The following is a 17,183-nucleotide window of genomic DNA, read 5'->3' on the forward strand; positions in this document are numbered from 1 at the left end:
AGGAAGAAATGTTATTGTATAACATAAAATTCGTTTCATTCTGTTTCTACCAGCGTTAAAGCAAAACGCTGGCAGCGATTCTCACTTTTCAGCGCATGGAAATTCTGCAATGCCTGCCCGTTCTAAACCCTTGCAACGACGCCTCAATCCGTTGGCCGCCGCGCTGCTTTTTGCATCCCCGGTGTTCGCCGCTGAAACCCTCGAACTGCAACCGCAAGTCATCACCGGCAATCCGCTCGGCAGCCAGACACTCGCTTCGCCCTCGACCGTTCTCAGCGGCGACGACCTCACCTTCCAACAGAAGGGCAGCCTCGGCGAAACCCTGAACAAGCAACCCGGCGTGTCCTCGTCGTACTTCGGGCCTGGGGCGAGCCGGCCGATCATTCGCGGTCAGGACGGTGATCGCATCCGTATCTTGCGCAATGGCGTCGGCGCGCTGGACGCCTCGTCGCTGTCTTACGATCACGCGGTGCCGCTGGACCCGGTCAACGTCGAGCGCGTGGAAATCGTCCGTGGTCCGGCAGCGCTGCTGTACGGCGGCAGTGCCATTGGCGGAGTGGTTAACACTTTTGATAACCGCATTCCGACCGAGGCTATCGACGGCATCCGTGGCGCCGGTGAGTTGCGCTACGGCGGTGCCGACACCACGCGCAGCAGTGCCGGCAAACTCGAGGCTGGCAACGGTCAATTCGCCTTGCATCTGGACGCCAGTGCCCGCGAGTTCAATGACCTGAAAATCCCCGGCTACGCGAAAACCAGCCGCGAACGCGCAAACGACGACGGTGATTCGAAAAAGCATCGTTTGGGCAACAGTGATGGTCGCCAGGACGGCGGCGCTGTCGGCGGGTCTTACACTTGGGATGACGGATACGCCGGCCTGTCCTACAGCAACTACGATTCCAACTACGGTTCGCCCGCTGAACAAGACGTGCGCATCCGCATGCAACAGGAGCACTACGCCTTCGCCTCGGAGATACGCAATCTCGATGGGCCGTTCAGTTCGATCAAGCTGGATGCGGGTTACACCGATTACGAGCATCGCGAAATCGAAGCTGGCGAGGTCGGCACGACGTTCAAGAACAAAGGTTACGAGGCGCGGGTCGAGGCGCGGCACCAGCCGTTGGGGCCGTTCAACGGCGTAATCGGTGCGCAGGTCAGCCGCAACGAATTCTCGGCACTCGGCGAGGAAGCGTTTGTACCGCAGACCGATACCGATGCCGCTGCGCTGTTCATTCTGGAAGAGTGGCAAGCCACCGACCGACTGCTGTTCACCCTCGGCGGACGCCTTGAGCACACCACGGTCGATCCGGACGCCAATGGTAACGAGCGCTTCGCCAGCGCCGATCGATCCAGCAGTTTCACCGCTGGCAGTCTGTCGTCCGGTGCGGTGTACACGCTGACGCCGATCTGGTCGGTGGCCGCGACGCTGGGCTACACCGAGCGCGCCCCGACGTTCTATGAGCTTTACGCCAACGGTGCCCACGTCGCGACCGGCACTTATGAAGTCGGCGATGCCGGGCTGTCGAAAGAAAAAGCCGTGTCCAGTGACCTTGCGCTGCGCTTCGACAATGGTACGCACAAGGGCAGTGTCGGTGTGTTTTACAGCCACTTCTCCAACTACATCGGCTTGCTCGGCACGGGCCGAACGCTGAATGACGAGGGCGAAGAGGACGCCGACGGCATCCCGGAATACACCTACTCCGGCGTGCGGGCGCGCTTCAGCGGCATTGAAGCCCAGGACCACTGGAAACTCGGCGAAAGCGCCTACGGCAAGTTTGCCTTGGAGTTGTCCGGCGATTACACCCGCGCGAAGAACCTCGACACTGGCGAAGATTTGCCGCGCATCGCGCCGCTGCGGCTCAACACCGGGCTGCTGTGGGAACTGGACAAGTGGCAGGCGCGCATCGATGTCGAACACGCCAGTTCACAACATCGCGTGCCGGACAATGAAAGCAGTACTGACGGCTACACCACACTGGGCGCCAATGTCGGGTATCACTTCGATGTCGGTCAGAGCCAATGGCTGGCCTTCGTCAATGCCGAGAACCTGACCAATCAAACCGTGCGTTATGCCAGTTCGATCCTGCGCGACATTGCGCCGGCAGAAGGGCGCAGCATTCAGGTCGGCTTGCGGACGACGTTCTGATAATCACTGAAGGCTGCGATCTTTTGATCTCTATTTTAAAAGCAAAAGATCGCAGTCTGCGGCAGCTCCGACACGGGCGTGATCAGGTGGATTGAGCGGTGTCATCCTCCGGCACGTCGTCAAGAATGTCCTCTTGCCCCGGCAGTTCGGTGATCACACTGAAGTCCGTCACTTCAACTGCGCCCAATCCATACCCCAGCAAATGGAAAGAAAACGCTTTGCGCTCTTGCGGGTTGTCGAAGCTGAAGTTCATTTCCAGTGGCTGCTCGGCGGTTGCGACCATCTCTTGCGGCAGACCGATCTGCACGTCCTGTTCAAACTCCTTGGCCTTGAGCTGAATGTACGCGGCCTGCTGTGGATCGACCGAGCGCACGGTCAGGCGTACGCGGGTGTGCGAGCCTTTGGGCATTTCCAGGTACTGCGCGCCGATCAGATTGTCGGCCCAGTCATCGTTGATCTGCGCTTGCAGCGGGATGACGTTGGTGCTGCCGAACTGATAGCGATGATTGAGCGGTGTACGCAGCAGTGACAGGTCGAGGGCATTGGCACGAGCGGCGATCTGCCGGGCCGGGTGGCCGCTGTAGTTGCCTTTGTACGTGGCGCTTTCGGCGATGAAACCGGCGCTTTCGTAGTAACGGCAGCGGCGCGGCATGTCGCACTCGGAGAAGATCCCCTGACCGTTGTGATAGCGCAGTTTGCCGTTGGTGAACGACATGATTTCGCGGCCGCTGTCGTAGTCGCGAAACAGCGAACGACCGCTCAGCGCGGAAGGCACCGGCAGATCGAAATAGTCGAGGATCGAGGTGCTCAGATCAACGTGGCCATACACGCCTTTGTTCAGTCGCGGCAGTTGTTCGTGCTCCGGCGCCAGGGTCAGATTGAAACCCCACGACGAGGCCAGGCGCACGCCGTCGATGCCGTGGGATTCGTCCGAGGTGATCACCACCAGCGTGTCTTTCAGAACGCCCTGACGCTCGAGGCCGTTGAGGAACTGTTGCAGCGCATCGTCGAGATAACCGACAGCGGCCTGTTTCGGCGTTTCGTAGCGCTCCAGATATTCCTCGGGCGCGGAGTAGGGCTGATGGGTGCCGACGGTCAGCAATGTCAGCATCCACGGCTTTTTCTGCTTTTTCAGTTGGCCGACGTAATCGAGCGCGCCCTCGAAGAAGGCCTTGTCATCCTTGCCCCACGGGAACTCCAGATAGTTGCTGTTGCTGAACCACTCCAGGCCATGAGTCGCATCGAAACCGATGTGCGGCATGATCTTGTCTTTGGCCATGAAGCGCAGGCCGGCACCTTGCAGATAGTGCGTGCTGAAGCCGTGCTCACGCAGTTGCGCCGGCAGGCAGGCTTGATTGCGCTCGTTGAGGGTGAGCATCTCCACGCCTTTGGGCGTGCCGTTGTTGAGTTTGTCGTAATCGCCGCAGAGCATCGCGTACAGACCGCGAATGGTCTGGTGCGTATGCAGTACATAATCCGGGGTGTTCATGCCGCGCTCGGCCCAGCGGCTGAGGTTGGGCATCAGGTCTTCCTGATAGTGGCTGCCGATCGCCTCGCGGTTGGCGCGAATGTAGGCACCGGGAATGCCTTCCAGGGCGATGATCAGCACATTTCGCGCTTGCCCCGGCGCGGCCAGCAGTTTTTGCCCGTTGAGGTCGACGTCGGTGAGTCCGGCCATGGCCGGCGCGGGTTCTTCGACATCGCCGTCCAGCCATTCCTCGGCCTGAATCTGCAAATCGGCGACTTCGGTGGCCAGCAACTGGTGCGGCAGGTTGTACTGGCGCCACGGATCCGCTTCGCTCGGCCACAGGTTTTGCGCGCCCCAGTGCGCGGCGAACAGTACCAGCGGCGCGACCCAGACCGCGCGGGGCAGGGTCGGACGCGGCATGCCACGGCCGGCAAATTGGGTCAGCAGCCAGAACACCAGAGCCAGCAGCAAAGTGATGCCCAGCGCCGGGTGCGCCAGCCCGCCACCCGTGGAGTTCTCCACGAACTGCGGATCGATCAGGTAATGAATATCCGAAGGCGTCGGCAGGCGCCCGACGGCGCTGACCAGTTCAGCGGTCGCCACGGCCAGCAAGCCCCAGAACACCAGCACCGGCAAGGCCAGCCACCAGGCACGACGATGCAGCAACACCACCAACAGGCTGCCAATAGCCAGGTCCGACAAATAACCCAACGGTGCCGACCAGCCCAGTGCTGCACGCAGGCACACCGGCACAATCAACACGAGAAAAATCAACGAAAAGAGGCGGGCATACGGCTGCCGCAACCAGTTAAAAAAAGCGCTCACAAAAAAAGACCTTCCAGCCATTAAATCGTCATAAAAGTGTGCGCGATGATACCAAGGGTAGGCTGTCTGATCGCCCTTTTAAACGCGCAACTGATGCGCTGGTGCGGTGGCCTCTGAAGGTGATGGAGTGTCTGCAGGCCTGACCGGCCCACGGGTCAAACGGCAATCGGCGATATTGTCAGCGATGGATTTATTGTTTCAGGCTGTTTAAGCCGCCAAGCCATCACCGGCATCCAATGTAGGCGCTGCGCAACGCTGCGATCTTTTTAAACCTCAGAATCAAAAGGCTCGCATCCTCATTCCGCTCAACAACCCGTGCTATAGATATGCGATAAAGATATTTAATTTCTGTTTTTTATATCTATAAAGTCAGGCCTTTCAGCGAACCACCCCATGCTGCGAGGTTGTCATGGCCACACCGTTCAAACGTTCCGCACTGACTCTGTTGGCCGCTTCTATGGCGGCGAGTGCGTTGTTCAGCACCGGCGCTCAGGCCGAAGGCAAGATCAGCATCGCCCAGCAATTCGGCATCGGTTACCTGATCCTCGATGTGGTGCGCGATCAGAACCTCATCGAAAAACACGGCAAGGAGCAGGGCCTCGACATCAAGGTCGACTGGAACAGCATTTCCGGCGCCACGGCGATGAACGAAGCGTTGCTCACCGGCTCGCTCGACGTGGTGTCTGCCGGTGTGCCGCCGATGCTCACGGTGTGGGATCGCACCAAAGGCAAACAGAACGTCAAAGCCATCGCCGCACTGGGTTCGATGCCCAACTATTTGTTGACCAATAACCCGAACATCAAAACGCTCAAGGATTTCACCGACAAGGATCGGATTGCCGTGCCGGCTGCCGGCGTGGGCTTCCAGTCACGCACCTTGCAGATCGAAACCGCCAAGGAGTTCGGTGACGCGCAATACAAAAAGTTCGACGACATCTCAGTCAGCCTGCCGCACCCCGATGCAACGGCGGCGCTGATTGCCGGCGGCTCGGAAATCAACTCGCACTTCTCCAGCCCGCCGTTCCAGTATCAGGCCCTGCAGAATCCCAACGTGCACAAAGTGTTGAGTTCCTACGACGTGCTCGGCGGCCAGGCGACGTTCAACGTGCTCTACACCACAGAAAAATTCCACGACGAAAACCCGAAGACCTACAAGGCGTTCTACGACGCTTTGGCTGAGGCTGAGAAAATCATCAAGGCCGACAAACCGGCGGCGGCTCAGGCGTACATTCGTGTCGAACAGTCGAAATTGCCGCTGGCCTTGGTCGAGCAAATCGTCAAGGACCCGGAAATCGATTTCACCGTGGTGCCGCAGCGCACCTTTATTTATGCCGAGAAATTGCAGGAACTGGGCGTACTGAAGAACAAGGCCGACAGCTGGAAGGATTATTTCTTTGAGGAAGCGCATGGTGGCGCGGGGAGCTGATAACGCCGGGTCAAGGAGGGAACGCCGTGGGTTGTTTCTGGACAGCGTAATAGCCACTCAGTAGCATTCGAGCCCAATGGATTATCCCTTCGCACGTCGTCCGACGTGGAACGCTCAAGGAATCGACATGCGCGACACCCCCATCGACCAAAAACGAACGGTCGTGACCCAGGTCAACGGCGAGATTCGCTATGAAACCCAGATCAGTTTCAGCTCGATGTCGCTCGTCGATGGCGAAATTCGGGTGCATCGTGCTGAAGGCAATCAGCTAGACATTCCGGTGGCCGGCGCGGACTTCGCTTGGCGCATTGATCTGGATGGCGTGCACAGAGTACCGGTGACGCAGGCAGCGATTGAACCGGTTGAATCGCTGCCTGCCGATGACAGTCTGAAGTTGTTCAACTCGAAAACCGTGTGGATCACACTGGCGCTGTGGTTTTTCGTCAGTTCGGTGTTCGGTTGGCTGGGGATTGTGGCGGCAGGCGGATATCTCGGTTACCAGTGGCGTCAGGTGGAAAAACGCAAGGAACAGTTGGCCAAGGCAACCGTCGTTGAAACCGTGACCCGTTCCGCCTCGGGGATGTCACGAGAAAGCGTGCGCAGGGCTTTGGCCCGCAAGCGTTAATGCATACCTAAAACAAAAAAGGGGCGGCCTGATCATCGATCAGGCCGCCCCTTTTTTATTGCCGCTCAGTCAGATCAGTGCATTTTGCTGTGATCGTGACCTTCCATGTTGGTCAGCGGGCGAACCGGCGCTTTGACCTCGATGGTTTCTTTCTCGCCCTTGGCGTTTTCCACGGTCAGGGTCAGCGGCACGCTTTCGCCTTCTTTGAGCTGACCGGTCAGGCCCATCAGCATCACGTGGTAGCCGTTCGGATCAAGCTTGACGGCTTTGCCGGCCGGCAGCTCGACGAACTTCACCGGGCCCATGCTCATGACGTCGTTCTTCATGGTCATTTCGTGAATCTGCACGTCTTTGGCCACGGGCGTCGCGACGCTGAGCAACTTGCTGTCGCTGTCGGCGGTGAGGGTCATGAACGCACCGCTGGCGGACTGGGTCGGCACGGTGGCACGCACCCAGGCGTCGTCGACTTTGGTCTGCGCCGATGCCTGGAACGCCAGGCCCAGCAGAGACAGACCGATAACAGCGCGTTTGATGTGGTTCAGAACAGGTTGCATCAGCAAACCTCCATAACAGTAAGCAAATCTTCAGTGCATTGTTCTGCCGAAAGCGAAGTGGACAGCCCCAGGCGCAAGCCGCCATTGGAGTCGTAAACGTAACTGGTGGCAGTGTGCGAGATGGTGTAGGTGTCGCCGGCCGGGACTTTCTCGTAGAACACGTCGAATTCCTTGGCCGTGGCCGCGGTTTCCTCAAGCGTGCCGTACAGCGCAACGAAGGTCGGGTCGAAGGCTTTCATGTAGGCGTCGAGGATTTCCGGCGTGTCACGCTCGGGATCGAGGCTGATGAAAATCACCTGCAAACGGTCGCCATCGGCGCCCATCAGCTTCTTGATTTTTGCCGCGCGGGCGAGGGTGGTCGGGCAGACTGCCGGGCACTGGGTGAAGCCGAAGAAGACCATCGGCATCATGCCGCGAAAGCTCGACAGCGTCATGGTTTCGCCGTCGGTGTTCTTCAGTTTGAAGGTGCGCCCCATGATCTTGTTACTCAGATCCTTGCCGTACTTGTACGACAGTTGGCCGCGGGTGTCGCAGCCGGCGAGCAGGCCTAGCCCGAGCACGCCCATTCCCGCAAGCACCTTGCGGCGAGTCAACAAAGCCGTCATCTAATACCGCCTTTTGCAGCCCGTCAGTCAGCAGGACTGGCGGGGGGTTAACCGTAAAAGCGGCGCATGATACCAAACTGCAGGCAGGCGCCGGCCACGGATCGCCGCACGGCACAGGATCGAGCGACAAAAGGTGTAAGAAAAAGTGACGATGGCTCACTGCACGCGTGACGCCTCAATGCTCCAGCCGCCGCCCAGCGCGGTGTATAGATTGACCTCGGCGACCAGTTGCGCGAGGCGATCGGTGATCAGACCCTGCTGCGAACTGAACAGCGAACGCTGCGCATCGAGGAACGTCAGGCTGCTGTCGACGCCGTTCTTGTAACGGTTCTGCGCGAGGTTGTAATAAGTCTGCGTGGCCTCGACCAGGTCGCGTTGCGCCTGCAATTGCTGCTGATACGTACTGCGCGCGGCGAGGCCGTCGGCGACTTCCTGAAACGCGGTTTGAATGGATTTTTCGTATTCGGCCACTGCGACGTCTTTCTGCAACTTCGAATAATCCAGGCTCGCGCGCAGGCTGCCGGCGTTGAAGATCGGCAGGCTGATCTGCGGCTGAAAGGTCCAGGCGCCAGAGCCGCCGCCGAACAATCCCGACAAATCGCGGCTCGACGTGCCGGCATTGGCGGTCAGGCTGACACTCGGGAAAAACGCCGCCCGCGCTGCGCCGATATTGGCGTTGGCCGCTTTCAGTCTGTACTCGGCCTGGAGAATGTCGGGGCGTCGTTGCAGCAGATCCGAAGGCAGCCCGGCGGGCAGTTGCTGCACCAGATCGCTGGCCAGCGGACGGGCGGGCAGGGCGTCCGGCACCGGTGCGCCGACCAGCAAGGTCAGGCTGTTCAAGTCTTGCGCGACCTGCCGCTGATAACGCGCCAGATTGGCCCGTGAGCTGTCGACGCTGGTCTTCGCTTGCGCCTGTTCCAGCGCTGACGATTTGCCGGCCTCGCGGTTGCGGGTGGTCAGGTGCAGGCTCTGCTCATCGGCGGCGAGGGTGTCGCGGGTCAGTTCCAGCAACTCCTGATCGGCGCGCCAGGTCAGGTAGGCGTTGGCGACATTGGCGACCAGACTCAGCTCGGCACTGCGCCGTGCTTCTTCCGTCGAGAGCCAGGTCTGCAAGGCCTCTTCGCTGAGGCTGCGCACGCGACCGAAGAAATCCAGCTCATAAGCGCTGATACCGAGGTTGACCGAGTACGTCGAGTTGATCAGCGCTTTGCCTTGGGTCACGCTCGGCGGCATGCGCTGGCGCAACTCGTTGGCGTTGGCCGACACCGCCGGGAACAGGTCGGCGCGCTGAATGCGGTATTGCGCCTGGAAGGCTTCGACGTTGAGTGCCGCCACGCGCAGGTCGCGGTTGTTGACCAGCGCGCTTTCAATCAGTTGTTGCAGCGCCGGGTCGGTGAACAGCGTGCGCCAGTCCTCGCTGTTCGTGGCCGCTTGCGTGGCTGTCGGATATTGCGCGGCACTGGGTGAAACGGGCCGCTGATACTCGGGAATCAATGAACAGCCGCCCATCAGCACCGCGATGGACAGCAGGGAAAGTCGCAACGTCAACATCGAACTGCCTCATGCATAAAAGAGCGTTGTGCTCAGGCCCCGGCCATCCATTTCGCCAGACCATGACGGCCACTGACGCCGAGTTTGGCTGTGGCGCGTTTCAGGTACGTCTCGATCGAGCTGTTTTTGACCCGCAGCTTTTCCGCCATTTGCGGCACGGTGCCGCCGGTCAACAGGCCGAGGCAGACTTCTTTTTCGCGCACCGACAGGGCGATGTCGCTGATCGCCAGGCGCTCATCGAACACCTGGGCCAACGGTGCCTGATCCAGGTCGGCCAAGGGCTGACGAGGTTGTCTGGCGAGGATTTGCCGGCTGATCTGCGCGTGGTGTTCGATCAGCGGCAGCAGGGTGTCGGACAGACGCTTGAGAAACGATAGTTCGGGCAGGGAAAACACCCGCTGGGTGCTCGGTCGATAAAAGGAAATGACGCAGCGGCGATTGGATGTGCGCGACACCAGATTGCATTGATGGGCGCTGTGTTGCGGGTGACGAGGCTGGAGCGAGGCTTTCAGTTGAATCAGCAACGAGTCGTTCATCTCGATCATTTTCTGCAACAACGGATGATCGTCGGGGCTTTCCAGCGGATCGGCCGGTGCACAGGTCTGCGTCAGACCGGCGCTGCCCAACGGCTTGATATCGACCACGCTCGCCTGACGCTCATCCAGCGTCCACTCACTGAGATCCACTCGATTGACCGGCACCAGCGTGTCGACCAACTGGAACATGTTCGTGGCGAAATGATCATCGCCGGTGCTTGCAATCAGCTCTCCCAGTTGCCAGTAAAAATGCGGGTTTTCCATATTGCGAATACTGCCGGTCAGATTCATATCCTTCATCCCTGGTTCAGAGCCATCACTGAATCGTCTGCCGTCTCTGTAAAAGCCGCCCACGCAGTCATTTCTCCTTGAACATGATCTGGAGCGGGATTTAAGCCTATGGATTTGTCCTACGTCTGTAGGGGAAAACGGGGACACAAAGTGCCACTATTTCTGATTGTTGGCGCCGGGGTTCTGACGGTGTTGATCGCCGGCGTAACGGCGAGAGTGACTGTTCAGTCACGCTCAAGCCCCGGAAAACCGGGTGATGGTGAATTCTGATCGGCAGCGCTCGGGCAAATGGCGGCGCTGGTGTGTGGTTTTTTTCCTACAAGCTTTTCAGTATTTCCTCTGCGAACTTTTAGACAAAGCTTGCGATAAACACGCCCTCAACGTCAGACAGGCGCGTACCCGCGTCGTGGTTGTCCGGGTTTCAGGTGTCATGTCGGTGGCGGGGCCGATGCTTGAATACCGGCAAAATTTCATGAGAAGGATCTTATGCAGCCTACTTCTGCCAACGTGGCGGACGATCTGTCCGTGCCTGTCGAGACATTCCCGCTGACCGCCGCGCAACGGGATATCTGGCTGGACCAACTGAGCCGTGGAGATTCGCCGCTGTATAACATTGGCGGTTACGTCGAACTGACCGGGCCGCTGGATCCGGCATTGCTGCAATCGGCGCTCGAGTCTCTGGTGGCAGCAAATGATGCCTTGCGCATTGTTCTGCTCTGCGACGTTGGTCACGACGGGCTGCCGTTGCAAGGGTTTGCGCAGGCGCTGCCGGTGGCCATGCCGCTGCTTGATCTCAGCGGGCAACCCGATCCACAGGCGGCGGCCCGGACGCTGGTAGAAGCGCAGATGGCGCAGGCCTTTGTATTGAACGGGCACGCGTTGTTCCGCTTCAGCCTGATTCGCCTCGATCAGCATCGCCACTGGCTGGCGGCGCAGGCCCACCACTTGATCATCGATGGCTGGGCATTCGCGCTGCTGTTCAAGTCGGTCGGCGACTTCTATAGCGCGTTGTGCCGTGGCGAGCGCCTGCGTGTGGCAGCACCGTCCTATGTCGGCTTTATCGAAGATGACGCGCGTTACCACCAGTCACCCCGCTATGAACTCGATCAACGCTACTGGCTGGACAAGTACCGCAGTATTCCCGAACCGTTGTTGACCCCCCGTCATCGCGAACCCCTCGACGCTGAAGCGGCGCCTGCTCGCATCCACGTCGAGGCTTTTCCAGCCCTGTTGCACGAGCGCATGAAAAACACTGCGCGGCAACTGCGCGCCTCGGCCTTTCATGTCTTGCTGGCGACGCTGCACGTGTATTTCAGTCGCACTGCCCAGCGTGATGAGTGGGTCGTTGGCTTGCCGATTCTCAATCGCTCCGGTGCCCGTTTCAAAAGCACCTTGGGGTTGTTCACCCAGGTCAGTGCGATGCGCATGAGCTTTGGTCGAGCCTTGTCATTTGGCGAGTTGATCAAGGCCATCGGCGATGGTCTGAAGCAGGATTTTCGTCATCAACGCTACCCGCTGAGCGAGATGAACCGCGCGCTGGGCCTGTTGCGAGAAGACCGCTCGCAACTGTTCGAGCTGTCGGTGTCGTACGAGCAGGACGACCATGACTACCGTTACGGTGAGGCGTCGGGACACTCGGTCAAGGTCTCCAACCAGCACGAGGCAACTCCGCTGGCCATTCACCTGCGCAGCAACCGTTACCACGACAAGGCCTGGCTGCATCTGGTGTATTCCCCGGCCTATTTCACGGCAGACGAGATCGCGTCGTTGACCGGGCGCTTGTTGCTGATACTGGAGCAAGGCCTGGAATGTCCGGACCTGGCGATCGCCGATTTCAACCTCAATAGTGCGGCAGAACTCGCCCGGCTCGACGCTTGGAACGACACCCGAGTCAGTTATGCGCAAGACCCGATGATTCATCAGCGCTTCGCGTCGCGGGTGGCTGAACAGCCGGACGCAGTGGTTGCAACTTATCAGAACCGCACGCTGACCTATGCCGAACTGAACCAGCAAGCCAATGCGTTGGCCCATCATCTGCTGAGCCTCAGTGTACGGCCGGATGACCGGGTGGCGATCGTCGCGCGCAGGGGCCTGGAAACATTGGTCGGGCTGCTGGCAATTCTCAAGGCTGGCGCCGCTTATGTGCCGATTGACCCGGCGCATCCGCCCGAGCGCCTGCGTTATTTGCTCGGCGACAGCGCGCCGGTGGCGCTGCTGACGCAAAGTGATTTGCGTGATCGCTTGCCCGCCACGACGCTGCCGGTTATCGAAGTTGATCGGCGTGAATGGTCGCTCGACGACTTGAGCGATCCCGACGTTGCACAGTTGAGCGCGGCCAATCTCGCTTATGTGATTTACACCTCCGGCTCAACCGGGTTGCCCAAGGGCGTAATGGTTGAACATCGCACGCTGGGCAATCTGGTCGACTGGCATTGCGCGGCGTTCGGTCTCGGTCCGGGGCAGCATACGTCGAGCCTTGCCGGCTTCGGTTTTGACGCGATGGCATGGGAGGTCTGGCCGGCGTTGTGTGCCGGGGCAACGCTGCATTTGTCGCCCGCCAGCGAAGGCAGCGAAGACATCGACGCGCTGCTCGACTGGTGGCGTGCCCAGCCGCTGGACGTCAGCTTCCTGCCAACGCCGATTGCCGAATACGCCTTCAGCAAACAACTCGATCACCCGACCTTGCGCACCTTGTTGATCGGCGGTGATCGTCTGCGCCAGTTCAACCGCGCGCCGGGTTTTGCGGTGATCAACAACTACGGCCCGACCGAGGCCACGGTGGTCGCCACGTCGGGGTTGATCACACCGGGGCAGGCGTTGCACATCGGCAAACCCGTCAGCAATGCCACGACTTACCTGCTCGATGATCAACAGCGCCCGGTGCCGATCGGCATCATTGGCGAGTTGTATGTGGGCGGCGCCGGGGTGGCCCGGGGTTATCTGAATCGTCCGGACCTGACCGCCGAACGCTTCCTCGACGACCCGTTCAGTGTGCAGCCGGATGCGCGCATGTACCGCACCGGCGATCTCGCACGGTGGCGCGCCGACGGCAACCTTGAGTACATCGGTCGTAATGATGACCAGGTGAAGGTGCGCGGTGTGCGTGTCGAACTGGGCGAAATCGAGGCCGCTCTTGCCAGCCATGATGCGGTGCAGGAAGCGGTTGTGCTGGTGCGCGACGGCCAACTGTTGGCATGGTTCACCGAGCGTGAAGCGCTGGACATCCTGCAACTGCACGCACACCTGTCATCGCGTTTGCCAGCCGCCATGCTGCCGGCCGCCTACATTCAAATGGCGAGCTTGCCGCTGACGGCCAACGGCAAACTCGACCGTCAAGCCTTGCCCGCGCCGGGCCCGGAGGCGCTGGTCCGTCGTCAGTACGAGGCGCCGCAAGGTGACGTCGAAATCGCCCTGGCGCAGATCTGGGCCGAGGTCTTGCAGGTTGAACGGGTAGGGCGTCACGACCACTTCTTTGAGCTGGGCGGGCACTCGTTGTTGGCAGTGGGCCTGATCGAGCGTATGCGCCAGATCGGCATGAGCAGCGACGTTCGCGTGCTGTTCAGCCAGCCGACACTGGCGGCGCTGGCAGCGGCGGAGGGTAGTGGTCGTGAAGTCGAGGTGCCGGCCAACCGCATTGCCGCCGATTGCACGCAGATCACCCCTGAACTGCTGCCGCTGGTGCAGCTGGATCAGGCAATGATCGAGCGCATCGTCGCAACCGTGCCGGGTGGTGCCGCCAATGTGCAGGACATCTACCCGTTGGCGCCGTTGCAGGAAGGCATTCTTTATCACCACATCACCGCCGCGCAGGGCGATCCGTACCTGCTGCAATCACTGCTGGCGTTCGACAGCTTCGAGCGGGTCGAGGCCTTCGCTGCTGCACTGCGTCAGGTCATGGCGCGGCACGACATCCTGCGTACGGCGGTGGTTTGGGAAGGGCTGACGTCACCGGTTCAGGTCGTTTGGCGCGAGGCGATTCTGCCGATGCAGGAAGTCGAACTTGACCCTGCTGGCGGCGCGATCATCGATCAATTACATCAGCGCTTCGACGCGCGGCGTTATCGCCTCGACGTCAGTCAGGCACCGCTGCTGCGCCTGATATATGCCCGCGATCCCGCGCATAACCGGGTGGTCGGCATCTTGCTGTTCCATCACCTGGCGATGGATCACATCGCGCTGGAGGCGATGCGCGAAGAAATCCACGCCTGCCTGTCCGGGAGCGCCGAACCGCTGGCGGCACCGGTGCCATACCGCAACTATGTGGCGCAGACGCGATTGGGTGTCAGTGAACAAGAGCATGAAGCGTTTTTCCGGCAGATGCTCGGCGACATCGAAGAGCCGACCTTGCCGTTCGCTTTGCAGAATGTGCAGGGTGATGGCAGCAACATCGAAGAAGCCGAGCAAACCCTGGCGCCTGAGCTCTATCCGCGCCTGCAGCAGCAGGCACGTCTGGCCGGTGTGAGTGTCGCCAGCCTGATCCACCTCGCCTGGGCGCAAGTGCTGGCGGCGACTTGCGGCCAGCAAAGCGTGGTGTTCGGCACGGTGCTGATGGGCCGCATGCAGGGCGGCGCGGGTGCCGACCGGGCACTGGGAGTGTTTATCAACACCTTGCCGCTGCGGGTCGATGTCGGCGAGGGTGCGCGCGCTGCGGTGAAGTCCACCCATGCACGCCTGACCGCTTTGCTCGCTCATGAGCACGCCTCGTTGGCGCTGGCGCAACGTTGCAGTGGCGTCGCCGCGCCGGCGCCGTTGTTCAGTGCCTTGCTCAACTATCGGCACAGCGATGATGTCGAGCAAAAAGCCTCCCGGCAAACCTGGCAGGGCATCGAGACCCTGGCCAACGAGGAGCGCACCAATTACCCGTTTACCCTGAGCGTCGACGATCTCGGCACAGGCTTGCGTCTGACCACCCGAACCGTGTCGAGCATTGGCGCGCAGCGGATTGGCGGCTACGTGCAAGCGGCCATCAGCGGCTTGATCGAGGCGCTGGAAACCACGCCGCAACGACCGTTGAACAGTCTGCCGTTGTTGCCTCAAGAAGAACTGCAACGGCTGCTGATCGAGTGCAACGATACGGCAGTCGATTGCCCGATGGATCAGCCGCTGCAGGCGCTGTTCGAACAACAGGTGCAGCGCAAACCGGATGCCATCGCCGTGCAATTCGCCGAGCAATGCTTGACCTATCGCGAGCTGAACGAGCAGGCCAACCGCTTGGCCCATCATCTGCGTGGGCTGGGCGTGCAGCCGGATTCGCGGGTGGCGATCTGCGTCGAGCGCGGGCCGGAATTGGTGATCGGTCTGCTGGGCATTCTCAAGGCTGGCGGTGCTTATGTGCCGCTCGATCCGGATTATCCGCTGCAACGCCTCAACTACATGTTGCAGGACAGCGCGCCGGTTGCGCTGCTGGTGCACGCCGCGACGCGCGATCTGCTTGGCGAACCCGGCGTGCCGCTGATCGATCTCGACCTCGGTGCATGGCGGGATCATCCGCACGACAATCCGCAGGTGCCGGATCTCGGCGCGGCGAATCTGGCCTACATGATCTACACCTCAGGCTCCACCGGCACGCCGAAGGGCGTGATGATCGAGCACCGCAGCGCCTGCAACATGGTGCACTGGGGCTCGCAACTGGCGCCGCCCGGCGAACACGGGGCATTGCTGCAAAAGGCCCCGTACAGTTTCGACAGTTCGGTGTGGGAGATTTTCTGGCCGCTGTGCTCGGGCATGCGCCTGGTGCTGGCGCGTGCCGATGGCAACCGCGACTCGGCGTATGTCACGCAAGTGATCCGCGAGCAGAACATTACCGTGGTCAAGTTCGTGCCGGCGTTGTTGCAGCAGTTTATCGAGCAGGACGATGTCAGCCAGTGCACCAGCCTGACCGATGTGCTCAACGGTGGCGGCGAGTTGACCGTTGCGCTGGCCCGGCAAGTGCGCGAGCGCCTGCCGTGGGTGCGCCTGCACAACGTCTATGGGCCGACCGAAACCACGGTCGACAGCAGCGGCTGGACGCTGGAACCCGGCGAGCCGGTACCGCCGACACTGGTGCCGATCGGCAAGGCGCTGAGTAACACGCGACTGTATGTGCTCGATGACGGCGATCAACCGGTGCCGTTTGGCGTCAGCGGGCATTTGCACATTGGCGGGGTGGGCGTGGCGCGCGGCTATCTGGGTTTGCCACAACTGCAGGCCGAACGCTTTATCGACAGTCCGTTCGTGGCCGGTGATCGCTTGTATCGCACCGGTGATCTGGTGCGCTACGGCGCCGATGGCAACCTCGAATTCCTCGGTCGCAATGACTTCCAGGTCAAGCTGCGCGGGGTGCGCCTTGAGCTGGGCGAAATTGAAGCGCGCCTGCTGGAGCATCCGGCGATCCGTGAGGCAGTGGTGCTGGTGCGCGATGAGCGGCTGGTGGCTTATTACACCCTGCGTGCCGAGCTGACTGCGCCAACGCTTGAAGCATTGCGAGCGCATGTATTGGCGCAGTTACCGGAGTTCATGGTGCCCGGTGCCTATGTGATGCTGGCGGCGCTGCCCCTGACGCCCAACGACAAAATCGACCGCAAGGCATTACCGGAGCCGGGGGCGGAGGCACTGCTCAGCCGTCCTTACGAGGCACCCGAAGGTGACGTGGAAAATGCCTTGGCGCAGATCTGGGCGCAGGTGCTCAAGGTCGAGCAGGTCGGGCGCCACGACAACTTCTTCGAACTGGGCGGGCATTCGCTGCTGGCGGTCAGTCTGGTCGCGCGCATGCGTCTGGCCGGGCTGCACGTCGACGCGCGCACGCTGTTCAGCCAGCCGACCCTGGCCGCGCTGGCGGCCCAGACCTCGCGGCAGGCCACGCACGTCGAGATCGCCCAGACCACCATCCCGAGCCTCAACCGCAAACGCCGGCTCTGACGGCGACCACAATCCCTGTAGGAGTGAGCCTGCTCGCGATTGCGGTGGGTCAGTCACGAACATATTGCCTGACCTGACACCATCGCGAGCAGGCTCACTCCTACAGGGGAGGTTGTGTGGCCCCTGTCCGGTATGGCTTGTCCCCGCTTCCCATGTCAGACACCCACGCCCCGATGTTTTAGTTTTTCCAGGCTGCGCGCCGCGTGCACGGACTCGCTGCTGCGCGCTCCTTTTTTCCGTATTTACAGCAGGTTACCTC

At 60.8% G+C, this 17,183-nt stretch carries 9 protein-coding genes; 4 read left to right on the forward strand and 5 right to left on the reverse strand.

What is annotated here, in order from left to right:
- The first annotated feature begins 109 nt into the window (after nt 1-109).
- A complete protein-coding gene (locus tag ACWR1S_RS11760) occupies nt 110-2,146 on the forward strand; it encodes a TonB-dependent receptor (RefSeq protein ID WP_454563595.1) in 2,037 nt (678 codons plus the stop codon).
- An 82-nt stretch (nt 2,147-2,228) separates the two neighbouring features.
- Here the strand turns inward: ACWR1S_RS11760 and ACWR1S_RS11765 are convergent, their stop codons facing one another.
- Complete coding sequence (locus tag ACWR1S_RS11765) at nt 2,229-4,439, reverse strand: LTA synthase family protein (protein WP_454563596.1); 2,211 nt, start codon at nt 4,437-4,439, stop codon at nt 2,229-2,231.
- A gap of 409 nt (nt 4,440-4,848) precedes the next feature.
- Between ACWR1S_RS11765 and ACWR1S_RS11770 the strand changes: the two genes are divergently transcribed.
- Both ACWR1S_RS11770 and ACWR1S_RS11775 read left to right on the forward strand, forming a co-directional pair.
- Nucleotides 4,849-5,865 (forward strand): ABC transporter substrate-binding protein, encoded by a 1,017-nt coding sequence (locus ACWR1S_RS11770; protein ID WP_454563597.1) that lies wholly within the window; start codon nt 4,849-4,851, stop codon nt 5,863-5,865.
- Between the two features lie 127 nt (nt 5,866-5,992).
- Complete coding sequence (locus ACWR1S_RS11775; protein ID WP_454563598.1) at nt 5,993-6,490, forward strand: hypothetical protein; 498 nt, start codon at nt 5,993-5,995, stop codon at nt 6,488-6,490.
- Nucleotides 6,491-6,564: 74 nt separating this feature from the next.
- Here ACWR1S_RS11775 and ACWR1S_RS11780 read toward each other — a convergent pair whose 3' ends face one another.
- The 4 genes from ACWR1S_RS11780 to ACWR1S_RS11795 form a co-directional block, all read right to left on the reverse strand.
- Nucleotides 6,565-7,044 (reverse strand): copper chaperone PCu(A)C, encoded by a 480-nt coding sequence (locus tag ACWR1S_RS11780; protein WP_454563599.1) that lies wholly within the window; start codon nt 7,042-7,044, stop codon nt 6,565-6,567.
- Nucleotides 7,044-7,649, reverse strand: a complete 606-nt coding sequence (locus ACWR1S_RS11785; protein WP_008079652.1) for an SCO family protein — start codon at nt 7,647-7,649, stop codon at nt 7,044-7,046. Before ACWR1S_RS11785 ends, ACWR1S_RS11780 begins: the two co-directional genes overlap by 1 nt.
- Before the next feature lie 156 nt (nt 7,650-7,805).
- A complete protein-coding gene (locus tag ACWR1S_RS11790; RefSeq protein WP_454563600.1) occupies nt 7,806-9,200 on the reverse strand; it encodes an efflux transporter outer membrane subunit in 1,395 nt (464 codons plus the stop codon).
- A gap of 32 nt (nt 9,201-9,232) precedes the next feature.
- Complete coding sequence (locus tag ACWR1S_RS11795) at nt 9,233-10,027, reverse strand: helix-turn-helix transcriptional regulator (RefSeq protein ID WP_454563601.1); 795 nt, start codon at nt 10,025-10,027, stop codon at nt 9,233-9,235.
- Nucleotides 10,028-10,513: 486 nt separating this feature from the next.
- On the opposite strand from ACWR1S_RS11795, the gene ACWR1S_RS11800 reads away from it, so the two are divergent.
- Entirely contained in the window at nt 10,514-16,924 is a 6,411-nt protein-coding gene (locus ACWR1S_RS11800; protein ID WP_454563602.1) for an amino acid adenylation domain-containing protein, read from the forward strand.
- Nucleotides 16,925-17,183 lie beyond the last annotated feature (259 nt).

This window comes from Pseudomonas sp. AIG (assembly GCF_977020205.1).